The 13,001-nt window shown below is 59.4% G+C and carries 10 protein-coding genes, 1 tRNA gene and 2 pseudogenes; 8 read left to right on the forward strand and 5 right to left on the reverse strand.

The window, feature by feature from the left end:
• The first annotated feature begins 46 nt into the window (after window positions 1–46).
• From CKW17_RS27165 to CKW17_RS27180, 5 genes and pseudogenes are all read left to right on the forward strand, one after another.
• The gene (locus CKW17_RS27165) at window positions 47–1,360 is read left to right on the forward strand and encodes an MFS transporter (RefSeq protein ID WP_095122951.1); all 1,314 of its coding nucleotides are present in this window, start codon (window positions 47–49) and stop codon (window positions 1,358–1,360) included.
• 205 nt (window positions 1,361–1,565) lie between these two features.
• Window positions 1,566–2,204 (forward strand): annotated as a pseudogene (locus CKW17_RS30900) (PAS domain-containing protein); the annotation flags it as partial.
• Window positions 2,205–2,354: 150 nt separating this feature from the next.
• A pseudogene (locus CKW17_RS30905) lies at window positions 2,355–2,792 on the forward strand (methyl-accepting chemotaxis protein); the annotation flags it as partial.
• Window positions 2,793–2,974: 182 nt separating this feature from the next.
• Window positions 2,975–3,574, forward strand: a complete 600-nt coding sequence (locus tag CKW17_RS27175) for a flavin reductase family protein (RefSeq protein ID WP_095122955.1) — start codon at window positions 2,975–2,977, stop codon at window positions 3,572–3,574.
• Between the two features lie 74 nt (window positions 3,575–3,648).
• The gene (locus CKW17_RS27180; RefSeq protein WP_095122957.1) at window positions 3,649–4,281 is read left to right on the forward strand and encodes a LysE family translocator; all 633 of its coding nucleotides are present in this window, start codon (window positions 3,649–3,651) and stop codon (window positions 4,279–4,281) included.
• Window positions 4,282–4,322: 41 nt separating this feature from the next.
• Here the strand turns inward: CKW17_RS27180 and CKW17_RS27185 are convergent, their stop codons facing one another.
• The 3 genes from CKW17_RS27185 to ggt form a co-directional block, all read right to left on the reverse strand.
• Entirely contained in the window at window positions 4,323–4,694 is a 372-nt protein-coding gene (locus tag CKW17_RS27185; protein ID WP_064387655.1) for a type II toxin-antitoxin system HigA family antitoxin, read from the reverse strand.
• Between the two features lie 3 nt (window positions 4,695–4,697).
• Window positions 4,698–5,000, reverse strand: coding sequence for a type II toxin-antitoxin system HigB family toxin (locus CKW17_RS27190; protein ID WP_095122959.1), 303 nt, complete (start codon window positions 4,998–5,000; stop codon window positions 4,698–4,700).
• Between the two features lie 249 nt (window positions 5,001–5,249).
• Window positions 5,250–7,082 carry a gamma-glutamyltransferase gene (ggt, locus tag CKW17_RS27195; RefSeq protein ID WP_095122961.1) on the reverse strand — a complete coding sequence of 611 codons (1,833 nt, stop codon included), beginning with the start codon at window positions 7,080–7,082 and terminating at the stop codon, window positions 5,250–5,252.
• Between the two features lie 267 nt (window positions 7,083–7,349).
• On the opposite strand from ggt, the gene CKW17_RS27200 reads away from it, so the two are divergent.
• On the forward strand, window positions 7,350–8,450 hold the full coding sequence (locus CKW17_RS27200; RefSeq protein ID WP_095122963.1) for a DUF2817 domain-containing protein: 1,101 nt from the start codon (window positions 7,350–7,352) through the stop codon (window positions 8,448–8,450).
• A 102-nt stretch (window positions 8,451–8,552) separates the two neighbouring features.
• Entirely contained in the window at window positions 8,553–9,038 is a 486-nt protein-coding gene (locus CKW17_RS27205) for a helix-turn-helix domain-containing protein (protein ID WP_095122965.1), read from the forward strand.
• Window positions 9,039–9,106: 68 nt separating this feature from the next.
• On the opposite strand, the gene CKW17_RS27210 is transcribed toward CKW17_RS27205, so the two are convergent.
• Together CKW17_RS27210 and CKW17_RS27215 are read right to left on the reverse strand one after the other, a co-directional pair.
• Window positions 9,107–9,183: transfer RNA gene (locus CKW17_RS27210), tRNA-Met, on the reverse strand.
• A gap of 115 nt (window positions 9,184–9,298) precedes the next feature.
• Window positions 9,299–11,356, reverse strand: coding sequence for a methyl-accepting chemotaxis protein (locus CKW17_RS27215; RefSeq protein ID WP_095122966.1), 2,058 nt, complete (start codon window positions 11,354–11,356; stop codon window positions 9,299–9,301).
• A gap of 333 nt (window positions 11,357–11,689) precedes the next feature.
• Here CKW17_RS27215 and CKW17_RS27220 point away from each other — a divergent pair, with 333 nt between their 5' ends.
• Entirely contained in the window at window positions 11,690–12,907 is a 1,218-nt protein-coding gene (locus CKW17_RS27220) for an MFS transporter (protein ID WP_095122968.1), read from the forward strand.
• Window positions 12,908–13,001: the final 94 nt, after the last annotated feature.

Consider the following 13,001-nt stretch of genomic DNA (forward strand, 5'->3'; position numbering starts at 1 on the left):
TAGACCATGGGCGCCTTGGTTTTTGCCTGATCCAGAGTTCTTTGCCATGACTGCCCAATCCCCGGCCAAACCCGCGCCGTTCAGCCGTTCCGACTACAAGACCCTCGGCCTTGCGGCCCTTGGCGGCGCGCTGGAAATCTACGATTTCATCATCTTCGTGTTCTTCGCCCTGACCCTCAGCCAGCTGTTCTTCCCGCCGGAAATGCCCGAATGGCTGCGTCTGCTGCAAAGCTTCGGGATTTTCGTCACCGGTTACCTGGCGCGGCCGCTGGGTGGGATTCTGATGGCGCATTTCGCCGACAAACTCGGGCGCAAGAAAGTCTTCAGCCTGAGCATCCTGATGATGGCGCTGCCGTGCCTGCTGATCGGGATCATGCCGACCTATGCGCAGATTGGTTACTTCGCGCCGCTGCTGTTGCTGGCGTTGCGCATCCTCCAGGGCGCGGCGGTCGGTGGTGAGGTGCCGAGTGCCTGGGTGTTTGTCGCCGAGCACGCGCCGGCTGGCCATCGTGGTTACGCCCTGGGCTTTTTGCAGGCCGGACTGACTTTTGGTTACCTGATCGGCGCGTTGACCGCGACGTTTCTCGCACAAGTCTTCACTCCGGCGGAAATCCTTGATTACGCCTGGCGCTATCCGTTTCTGCTCGGCGGCGTATTCGGTGTGATTGGCGTTTATCTGCGCCGCTGGTTGAGCGAAACTCCGGTGTTTATGGCCATGGAAGCGCAGCGCGAGGCGCGGGTCGAACTGCCGCTGCGCACGGTGTTGCGTGAACATCGACTGGCAATGCTGCCTGCGATGTTGCTGACCTGCGTGCTGACCTCGGCGGTGGTGGTGTTCGTCGTCATTACGCCGACCATGATGCAGAAAACCTTCGGCATGACCGCCAGCCACACCTTCGCCCTCAGTGCCCTGGGCATCGTGTTTCTCAATATCGGCTGCGTGATCGCCGGGTTGCTGGTCGACCGAATTGGCGCGTGGCGCACGGTTATGCTGTACAGCCTGTTGCTGCCCTTGGGCATCGGCTTGCTATATGGCTGCCTGATCACGGGCGGTAACTGGGTAGGCCTGGCTTACGCGGTGGCCGGTCTGGCTTGCGGTGTTGTCGGCGCAGTGCCATCGGTGATGGTCGGGTTGTTCCCGGCGCGTATTCGCGTGTCAGGTATTTCCTTTACCTACAACATTGCCTACGCCATCTGGGCCAGTATCACACCGCTGCTGCTGATCGGTCTGATGCCGTGGAGTCCATGGATCTGCGTGATGTTCTGCGCGGTGATGGGCGTGGTGGGTCTCCTGACGGCGGCGTATTTTGGTGCGCGGATGCCGCGTTCGGGGCAGTGTCAGGTGGCCGGAGCTGCGTGACTTTACCGTTCAGAACTATTTTTGACTGACGAGTCGCCAGCGCTCTTCAGAAAAGATTTTCAAGGCCGATGGTTAGGCTGTATCCCGCTTTCCAACCTGCCCATCGGTACTCCCCATGTTCAACAAACGCCTGAAGCAAGAGCTGGCCGCTCTTCGTGAAGAACTCTCCAGCCTCGTGCAGGTGAAGGAAAGCCTGGAAAGCGAGATGCTGGTGCTGAACCTTGAGCCCGACGGGCGCATTCAATCGGTCAACCAGAACTTTCTCACCGAGATGCTCTACAAGAGTCAGGACCTGATCGGTCGGGCGATTGAAGACATCGTCCCGGCCCACGTGAAGACCGACGAATTCCATCACCGCTTCAAAAACGCCATGACCCGTGGCGAGCATTTCGCCGGTGCCGTACGCCTGTTGCGTGGCAATGGTGAAGAAGCGTGGCTGCGTTCGATTGTGCAGCCGGTGCGTTCTTCGGATGGGCGGATCAAGCACATTTCGCTGTTTGCCAGCGACCTGACCCGCACCATTGAAGCCTCCCGTGAACACGAAAACCTGATCGGAGCACTGGTGCGTTCGACCGCGGTGATCGAGTTCGACCTCAACGGCAACGTGCTGAACGCTAACGATCGCTTCCTCAGCGGCATGGGTTACAGCCTGGCGCAGATCAAGGGCAAACATCACCGCCTGTTCTGCACCCCGGAGGAATACAACAGCGCCGAGTACCAGAACTTCTGGCGCCGTCTGAACAACGGCGAATTCGTCGCTGACCGCTTCAAGCGTGTCGACAGCCATGGTCGTACGGTCTGGCTGGAGGCGTCCTACAACCCGGTGGTCGATGCCAACAACAAGCTGTACAAAGTGGTGAAGTTCGCCACCGTGATCACTGATCAGGTCAACCGCGAACAAGCCGTCGCCGACGCGGCGAGCATTGCCTACAGCACTTCGCAGCAAACCGACAGCACCGCTCAGCGCGGTACCACGGTGGTGACTGAAGCGGTCAACGTAATGCGTGATCTGTCGCGGCACATGCAGGCTGCCGGTGAGGGCATCGAGGCACTGAACGAGCAGTCGCAGGTGATCGGCACCATCGTCAAAACCATCAGCGGCATTGCCGAACAGACCAACCTGCTGGCGCTCAATGCTGCCATCGAAGCGGCCCGTGCCGGCGAGCAGGGCCGAGGCTTTGCGGTGGTGGCTGACGAAGTGCGGCAACTGGCCTCGCGCACCAGTCAGGCGACTGAAGAGATCGTCACCGTGGTGCGGCAGAACCAGGAAATGGCGCGCAACGCCGTAGCGCTGATGACTGATGGCAAGCTCCAGGCTGAACAAGGGCTGGCGCTGGCGGCAGAGGCGGGCACGGTGATTGTCGAGATTCAGGACGGTGCGCAGAAAGTCGTCAACGCCGTCGGCCAGTTCGCCAATCAACTCTCCCACTGACCTGCACCCAACCCCTGTAGGAGCTGTCGAGTGAAACGAGGCTGCGATCTTTTGATCTTGATTCCGAGGATCAACATCAAGATCAAAAGATCGCAGCGTGCCGCAGCTCCTACAGAGTTTTCACCTGCCTGTATTTCGATGCTGGCGCTACAATCGGCTCCTTTTCCCCCGGAGCAGACTCCATGAGCGATTCCCACCGCCGCCCGGTGCCCCTGAACAAAGCCTACCGTCTGCTCAACCACGGGCCGACCGTGCTGGTCAGCGCCGCGCATGACGGTCAGCGCAACATCATGGCCGCCGCTTGGGCCATGCCGCTGGATTTCGAACCGCCGAAAGTCGCCGTCGTCCTCGATAAATCCACCTGGACCCGCCAGTTGCTCGAAGCGTCCGGCACTTTCGTGCTCAACGTCCCGTGCGTCAATCAGGCCGACATCGTGCAAACCGTCGGCAATACGTCAGGCCTGGAAATCAGCCAAAGCCAGGGACAGGACAAATTTCAGGCGTATGGCCTGCAGACTTTCGCCGGCGAACAGGTCCAAGCCCCTCTGCTCGACGGCTGCGTCGCCTGGCTCGAATGCCGTTTGCTGCCGGAGCCGCGCAATCACGAGCAATACGACCTGTTCCTCGCCGAAGTCATCGCTGCCCATGCTGATGAGCGCGTGTTCAGCGACGGGCGCTGGCATTTCGAAGGGCACGATGGTTTACGCACCTTGCACCACGTGGCGGGCGGGCATTTCCTGAAGATTGGTGATGCGGTGGATGGCAAGACGTTAGCGGTGTGAATAGCGGCTGATGGCAAAACATTGCAGGATGTTGCAAGGTAGAGGGCATCGTCGAACCAATCAGGCACAGCCCCATGGATCTTTCCCTTTCGAGTTATCTGGCGCCGTTGCTGTCGCTGGCCCTGTTGTGGACGGTGGCCGTGGTCACGCCCGGCCCGAACTTCTTCAACATCGCGCAACTAGCGGTCAGCCGTTCCCGCCGACACGGTGTCGTCGCGGCGCTCGGCGTGGCCAGCGGAACCGTATTGTGGGGGCTGGCGGGTGGCCTGGGCATTCAGTCGCTGTTCAGCGCCGCACCAGCGCTGTACTTGAGTTTCAAGATTGCCGGTGGCTGCTACCTGATCTATCTCGGGCTCAAGCAGTTCAAGCGCAAGGCGCCGATCGTTCCGGGCACGCTGGATGACTCGCAGCAAACGTTGCTCGGTGCTTACGGACGAGGCTTTCTGGGCAACATGACCAATCCGAAATCCGCATTGTTTGTCGCCACCATCTTCGCCACCGCCATGCCGGCTCACATCCCACCACTGTTGCTGGCGCTGGCGGTGATGACCATGGCGACGTTGTCGTTCAGTTGGTATTGCTGCGTGGCGCTGTTCTTCGCCAGTCGGCGAATCGCTGGTGTGTATGAGCGTTCGCGGCAATGGCTGGATCGCTTGGCGGGCGGTTGCTATCTGTTGTTTGGTGCGCATCTGGTGGCTAATCGCTGATCGCTAAGCTGCAGTCAAAGGCTGGGTTGCTGCAATTTGTATCAGATTTGCTTCATTGGTTTGATCAGGCTTTCGGCAGGAATTCCAAACAGCTCATGAAGTTTCCATATCATTGGCAAAGTGAGTGCCCGCTTGCCATTCAACACTTCATAGACCCTGTTTGTTCGACCAATAGCCGGAGCGAGATCCGCGGCTGACAGGCCTGACTGTTCCATTCGGAATTTGATGGCATCGATCGGATTGGGCAAATCCAGTGGAAACTGTTTGGCTTCATAGGCCTCAATGAGAGTGATCATGATGTCGAAGTAATCACCTTCAGGGGTACCCGGTTCTGGCTCGTTGTCGAAAAGTGCAGACACGTTTTTGAGCGCCGCACGGTAGTCTTCTTCGTTATGAATCGGACGTATGTTCATGGGTTACTCCATTTCGACGGTATCAGCGTCGATTGCATCGTACTGCTTGTGGGTGCCGACGAATTTTATGTATATGGCGCCGAAGCGGTAGGCCACGGCTACGATCAGGCGAAAGTCATTGCCCTTGATGTTGAACACCACTCTGCGGCTTTTCAGAATGCTCGCAGAAGCAAAATGTGCCTTGATGTCCGAGGGCGTTGACCAGCTTGCTTTCCTCGCTTCATCTATCCACGCCAACAGTGGTTGCTCTGAGTCCGGATACCGTTCCCAAAAATTTTTGAGCTGACTGACAGCGATAATTCTCATGACGCGATCCTAGTCCCACTATGGGACTGATGCAAGGCTGCTGGCTGTCGGTGGACGTACGGTTCTAATATTTGCGTGTTCATAAATGCCAGCAGATCCCGAAAGTGTTGTTTGCTGAACGGCCACTTACTCTATCCGTGGCAGCAAATTTTCGGTGTAGGAAAAGGCGACGGGATGCGAGTGAACACAATCTGTTAGCCACAAAAAAGGCCTACCTCACGGTAAGCCTTTTCTCTTTGCGTCCTAGCCTCAATCCCCCAACGCTTCCCCCTCACGCCGTGGATCCGCGCCACCCTCCAACGACGCTTTCCCCTGCGCATCCTTGACCCGCACGATGGCCTGGGTGCCGCTGGTCATGTCGATTTCATTCACCGCATGCCCTTTGTCTTTCAGCGCCTGAATCAGCACCGGGCTGAATTGGCCTTGTTCCAGTTCGGTCGGGCCGTTGCGGCTGCCGAAGTTGGGCAGGCTGATGGCGCTTTGCGGGTCGAGGTGCCAGTCGAGCAGGCCGACGGTGGTTTTCGCCACGTATTCGATGATTTGCGAACCGCCCGGCGAGCCGACCGTGGCGACGAATTCGCCGCTGTGGCGATCGAAGATCAGCGTCGGCGCCATCGACGAGCGCGGGCGTTTTAAGGGCTCGACGCGGTTGGCGACTTTCTGGCCGTTTTCTTCGGGGATGAACGAGAAGTCGGTCATCTGGTTGTTCAGCAAGAAGCCCTGAACCATCAAGTGCGAGCCGAACGCGGCTTCGATGGTAGTGGTCATCGACACGGCGCCGCCGAGGTCATCCACCGCGACCACTTGCGAGGTGGAGATGCGCAGCGGCGAGCGGTCCGGGGCGTAGGCCACTTGTACGCCCGGTGGTGTGCCCGGTTTGGCGCTGCCCATGCTGCGTTCGCCGATCAGGCTGGCGCGGCTGGCGAGATAACCGGGATCGACTAGGCCTTTGACCGGCACCGGCACGAAGTCGGTGTCGGCGACGTATTGCGCGCGGTCGGCGTAGGCCAGACGCTCGGCTTCGGCGATCAAATGCACAGCCTCTGGCGCCGGTTCGATGCCGGCCGGTTTGTCGGTTTTTACCGGTTTGAGCGGCGTCAGGGAAAGGCGTGGATCGCGGGTTTCCAGCGCCTGCAACGTGCCGAGAATCTGCGCCACGGCGATGCCGCCCGACGACGGCGGCGGCATGCCGCAGACCTGCCAGCGTTTGTAATCGGTGCACAGCGGCGCACGTTCTTTGGCCTGATAGCGCTGCAGATCGCTGAGCGACAGGCTGCCGGGGTTGGCGTGGCCCTGCACCTTGGCGACGATTTCTTCGGCGATCGGGCCTTTGTACAACGCGTCCGCACCTTCGGTGGCGATGCGTTTGAGCACCGCGGCCAATGCCGGGTTTTGCAGACGCGTGCCGACGGCTTTGACGCTGCCATCGGCATTGAGGAAGTACTTCGCCATGTCGGGCGACTGGCGGATCACCGGGTCTGCTTCCAGCAGCGAGTGCAAACGCGCAGAGATCGCAAAGCCTTGCTCGGACAGTTTGATCGCCGGTTCAAACAGCTTCGCCCATGGCAGGCGACCATGTTGTTTATGGGCCATCTCCAGTGCGCGCAACACCCCTGGTGTACCGACCGAGCGACCGCCAATCTGTGCTTGCGGGAACGACATCGGTTGGCCATCGGCGCGCAGGAACAGCTTCTCGGTGGCGCCAGCCGGTGCGGTTTCGCGACCGTCGTAGGTGCGCACCTGTTTGCCGTCCCACAACACGATCATCGCGCCGCCACCGATCCCGGAAGACTGCGGCTCAACCAGGGTCAGCACCGCTTGCATCGCAATCGCCGCATCAATCGCCGAACCGCGCAGACGCAGCATCTCGCGACCGGCTTCAGCCGCCAGTGGATTGGCAGCGGCGGCCATGTGTTGGCTGGCGTGACGGGTTTGCAGATCGGTGCGGAAACCGGTAGCGGCTTCCGGTGCCAGCGGCAAGGTCGAGGAGGGTGGGGCGTTGCACGCGGCGAGGGTCAGGGCGCTGATGATCAGCGTCAGGGCAGGCAGGCGAAAGCGGCTCAAGGGCAAGGCTGAAAACACGCGGGCTCTCCGTCCGTGGGATAAAGGTCTTCGGGACTTTATCGACCGCCCGGTCGCGACGCAAACCGATGGGCATTTTTGTCTTTCTTTTCGGGGCGGAAGTTCGCTAGGGTCAAGCTCAAATTTATGGAGCACCAACATCCCCTGTAGGAGTGAGCCTGCTCGCGATAGCGTCATTACGGCCAACATCAATGTTGACTGAACCACCGCTATCGCGAGCAGGCTCACTCCTACAGGTAAAGGCATAAAAATCACAAGAGGCCAAGCATGCACAGCGAGTTCCCCACCGAATCCAGCTACCGCGGTCAACGCGAACAGTTCATCACCGCCGCCAATGCCGCCGGCGCTACTCTCACCTCCTACGCACATCCACGCTGCGGGCCATTCGGCGAACCGCTGAGCACCGACGTCGCCGTGCTCGGCGATCCACAGGCCAAACGCCGACTGGTAGCGCTCAGCGGTACGCACGGCGTCGAGGGTTATTACGGCTCGGATTGCCAGATCGATTGGCTGAAAACCTTCGAACCTGGTTCGCTGCCCAAGGATGTCGCGGTGGTCATGGTGCACCTGATCAACCCATGGGGCACCGCATGGCTGCGCCGGGTCAACGAAGACAACATCGACCTCAATCGCAATCACCTGGATTTCACCGGGCCGCTACCGGATAACCGCGCGTACGCCGCACTGCATGAAATCTACGCCTGCACCGATTTGCACGGCCCCGAGCGCCAACGCGCCGATGCCATGCTCGATGCGCAAATCAACGAACACGGCTGGCCGGCGGTGATGTCGATTGTCGAGGGCGGCCAGCACAGCCATCCCGATGGATTGTTCTATGGTGGTCGCGCGCCGAGCTGGTCGAATCGCACGCTGCATCAAATCATCGACGCGCATCTGGCTGGCGCTGAAACCGTAATGTGTTTCGACCTGCACACCGGCGCTGGCGAATACGGCCATCCGATGTTGCTGACTATCACCCAGGCGCCTTACCCGGCACTCACGCAAGCGCAGGGGATTTATGGCCCATGGCTTTACACTCTGCACACCGGCGCCGACACCCTGAGCGAAACCGGAGTGGCAGCGACGGCTACCGGGTACACCTCGCAGGCGTTGCTCAATGCTTTACCGGACGTGCAGTTGATGCCGTTCGTGATCGAGTGCGGGACGTATCCGGGGCCGGATGTGCATCGGCATTTGCGCGATGACCATTGGCTGCATTTGCATGGCGATCCGCTGGATGCGACGGGGCGGGGGATCAAAGTGAATCTGCTCGAGCAGTTCTATCCGGCTGATCCGGATTGGCGGGCGATGGTCGGTTTGCGCACTCGGCAAATCTGGGCGAAAGGGTTGTCGGCGTTGGCTTGCTGAAAAGGCATTTCGCGCCTGTAGTATCTCGCCGCAACTTGGCGGTTGCTCTGTATTTCTCCTACAGATTTTTCAGGTCGACAACTTACGCACCGCTGCCTGAGGATGTTTTCTGTTGTTTTTCCAGGATGGATTTCAGATGAAAAGGATGAGTCCGTTGCCATTCAACTCTATTTTCAGTCGGCCATTGTCATGAGTATTTCCAATGAGGATCGCGATTTTCTGGTGGCGATGGGCAGTCGCATTGCTCACTTACGCACAGTGCACGAGATCACACAGACTCGGTTTGCACGGGCTTTAGGTCTTTCCCGGCAAACCTTTCAGGGCTACGAGGAGGGCACGCGCAGCATGCCGGTCACGACACTGGTGAAGATGGCATTTGCGCTGCGCGTGCCTGTTGAAGACCTGCTCGGCGTTCCCTCTTACACGGAGAGGCCCAGACGCAGCTTGACCTCGACGTGGTATCGACGGCTGCAGTCCATCAATGAACTTTCGAAGGTCCAACAGAAGGTCATTGCGCAGATGCTTGACGCCCTGATCGCACAGGCAGCGACCAAAGCGAGCAACGAAGAGAAGGATATTTTGAAGTAACAGATTACCGATACTTTTCTCGAGGCATAAAAAAACGGCCTACCTTTCGGTAAGCCGTTTTTAGTACTTGGTGGCTACACAGGGACTTGAACCCCGGACCCCAGCATTATGAATGCTATGCTCTAACCAACTGAGCTATGTAGCCAAGTGGCGCGCATTATTCCCCTGAAATGGAAAAGCGTCAAGCGTAAATTTAAAATATTTCTTCTTATTTTCAACCGCTTATCCTCCAGCCCGGAAAATCCGGGCCGGGCAGGGCATCAACGCAGCTGAAATCTTGCCGTATTGGCGCTCAAGGCGTGGCTGCCCTGACTCAGGGTGTCCGCCGCGAGGTTCACCGCCCGTGCGCCTTCAAGCAAGCGCATGGCCGCCTGATCAACCTGCTGGATATTGCCGCTGACTTCGTCGGCGGTACTCGCCTGTTCCTCAACCGCTGTGGCGATCTGCGCGAGCGTGTCAGTGACGCTCTGTACTGCGCTGGCGATTTCACCCAAACGCTCACCGAGACCGGTGACCGACTCGGCATCGGTTTGCGCCTGGCCGCAGGCGGCTTCCATCAAACTCACGGCTTCATTGACCGTCGCGCGCAGGCTGTCGACGGTGCCGGCGATCTGTGCAGTGGACGATTGCGTGCGTTGCGACAGGCTGCGCACTTCGTCCGCCACTACGGCGAAACCGCGACCTTGTTCACCGGCGCGCGCAGCTTCAATGGCTGCGTTGAGCGCGAGCAGATTGGTTTGTTCAGCAACACCGCGAATCGTGTCGACCACCAATTGAATCTGCTGGCCTTGCTCGCTGACCCGGCCCAGTGCCGCTGCAGTTTCGTTCAAACGCTGATTGAGCTGCTGAATACTTGCTGTAGTGCGTTGGCTGTCGCGGCTGCTGTCGGCGGCAATGCGCCGGGTGTGCTGAGCACTGCCGGAAGCCTGTTCGCAACTCTGCGCCACGCCTTGCGAGGTCGCGGCCAATTGCGTGGCGGCTGCTGCGATCTGGCTGATCTGCAACTGCTGCGCCTCGACTTCACCGAGGGCGCCACTGGAGTGTTCGTTAAGGCTGCGCACGGCATGGCTCAACTGCGAGGTTTCGTGATCGACACCGAGCATGCTCGCGCGCAGTTGCACCACGGCAACGTTGAGCGCGGTGCTGATCGCCGCCAACTCATCACGGCCCACCACCGGCACTTGCAGGCTGAGGTTGCCGTCGCGCAATGCTTCAGCGAGCAGGGTGATGCCGCTGGCACTGCGGCGGATTGAGGCTTGCAGGCACACAAACAAATACATCGCCGCCAGTAGCAAGCAACCGAAGATCGCTGCGACGATGATGAACTGACGGATTGCTGAACTGTGGTAGGCGTCGAGCCGCTGATCCAGCGACACCAGCGATTGCTGGCGCAGGGCGGCGAGGTCGCTCAGCAAGGCGTCGAGGCTGCGTTCGAAGTCTTCTGGTTTGAGATTGATGCTGCCGCCGAACACACCGTCATCCAGCACCTTCAGACCGCTGTCGAGGTGTTTGAGGCTGTCGTGGTATTGGCTGGCCCAGCTCTGCTGATCTTTCGACAGGCGTGCTTCGAGCAGCGTGGAGGTTTTGACTAGTTGCTCGCGGGCGTCGCCGATACGACTGCGCAGGTCGCGTAATTGCAGACGGCTTTGCAGAGTGAATTGACCGGAGACGACCGAGGCCTGGCCGACGGCGGCAAGGCGTCCAACGCGTTCGATCAGGTCCGGGGCGTGTTGCGTGGAGATCTGCGTGAGCAGATAGGTTTCCAGCCACGGCGCGAGGGTCAGGCGATTGTCCATGACGATCTGCTCGCGCAACGCTTGCAGGGCGCTGAGGGCGTTGGTGAAGCGGTCGTAACCGTCCGGCCACCAACCGACGCTGCTCAGGCTTTTTGAATCCAGACCATTGAGTGCGGTTTGCAGTGCTTGATAGCGGGTGAGGGTTTCGCCTTCAGCGCCTTCGTTTTTCAGGGCGGCGCCCAAATCCGTGGTCGCTTGCAGAACCGCTGGTTGCACCGCGTCGAACGCGGCCATGGCAGCGAGAGTGGCCGGCGTCGGTTGGCGATTGGTTTCCGTGGCGCGCCAGCGGGCGGCGCGATCGCGTTGCGCGGCGAGCAGATTGTCCAGCGCATCCAGCGCGAGCAACTGCCGCACGCCGGCACGTTCGCCGGAAATCAGATTGAGTTTGTCGCGATAGTCCTGGCCGATCATTAACAGGCTGCCGGCCAACGGCAGAATGAACAGCAGAAACAACAACTGGAATTTACCTGCGAAGCCAAACCGCCCCAGCAATTTGATCCCCGGTGAAAGGAAAGCCTGCATGCCCCATGACTCCTCTGGACACCACGCACCATTGGCGTGCATCGCGGTCGTTCGACGTTGATGTTGTGCCCTGCTAAAAGGCCTCGAAAGTTCACTCTCGCCCGCTCTGTAGGCCGGCTCTGTAGCGAAACTTCCCATTGTCGGTCGCCTTTGTAAGGCGCCCGCGTTCAAGGGCAGAAGCAAGGCAAGATTCAGACCATGGCGTTGCGCTATCACCTTGCAGTCGACGACCAGTCAGTTAGTTAGCTGGCTAAGGGGATGGCGCTGGCGCACCGAAAAATGGCACATTGACGCACCTGCCTGCGTGCACCCATCTGCTGTCCGGAAAACTCCATGGCTATCAGCAACGTTCAGACCGCCGCTGCCTCGGCGCCCGCTGCTCCGCAAAGCAACCCTTTGGTGATGCGTATCATCGGCGCAGTGGCGCTGGCGCATTTGATCAACGACCTGATTCAGTCGGTGCTACCGTCGATCTACCCGATGCTCAAGGCCAATTACGGCCTGACGTTTACTCAGGTCGGCCTGATCACTTTGACCTTTCAACTGACCGCCTCGCTGTTGCAACCGTGGGTCGGTTATCACACCGATCGGCATCCAAAACCGTGGCTGTTGCCGGCCGGTTCGATCTGTACGCTGATTGGCATCGTGATGATGTCGATGGTCGGTAGTTTTCCGTTGATTCTGCTGGCGGCGGCGCTGATTGGTATCGGTTCCTCGACGTTTCACCCCGAGGCCTCACGGATTGCGCGGCTCGCTTCCGGTGGACGCTTTGGCCTAGCGCAGTCGACCTTTCAGGTCGGCGGTAATGCCGGTTCCGCGTTCGGCCCGTTGCTGGCGGCGGCGATCATCATTCCGTTCGGTCAGGGCAACGTGGCGTGGTTCGGTTTGTTCGCGGTGTTTGCGCTGTTCGTGCTGTACCGCATCAGTCGCTGGTACGCCCATCACCTCAATCTGTTCAAGCTCAAGGCCGGTCAGGCAGCGACTCACGGGCTGTCGAAGGGCAGGGTGACCAGTGCGCTGGTGGTGCTGGGGCTGTTGGTGTTCTCCAAGTATTTCTACATGGCCAGCCTGACCAGTTACTTCACGTTCTACCTGATCGAGAAGTTCGACTTGTCGGTGGCCAGCTCGCAGTTGCACCTGTTCCTGTTTCTCGGCGCGGTAGCGGCGGGGACGTTCTTCGGCGGGCCGATCGGCGACAAGATCGGACGTAAGGCGGTTATCTGGTTTTCGATCCTTGGCGTTGCGCCGTTCACGCTGCTGATGCCTCACGTTGACCTGTTCTGGACCAGCGTCCTCAGCGTGGTGATCGGCTTCATTCTGGCTTCAGCGTTCTCGGCGATTGTGGTGTATGCGCAGGAGCTGGTGCCGGGGAATGTCGGGATGATCGCCGGAATCTTCTTCGGTTTGATGTTTGGTTTTGGCGGGATTGGCGCGGCGTTGCTGGGGCATCTGGCGGATGTGCACGGGATTGAGTACGTGTATTTCCTGTGTTCGTTCCTGCCATTGTTTGGCGTGTTGGCGATCTTCTTGCCGCGCACTAAAAAGGCCTAAGATCAAAAGATCGCAGCCTTCGGCAGCTCCTACATGGGATTGATGTACACCTGTAGGAGCTGCCGAAGGCTGCGATCTTTTAACAATCTGTCAG

The sequence above is a fragment of the Pseudomonas sp. Irchel s3f10 genome, from assembly GCF_900187515.1.
GTDB lineage: Bacteria > Pseudomonadota > Gammaproteobacteria > Pseudomonadales > Pseudomonadaceae > Aquipseudomonas > Aquipseudomonas tensinigenes.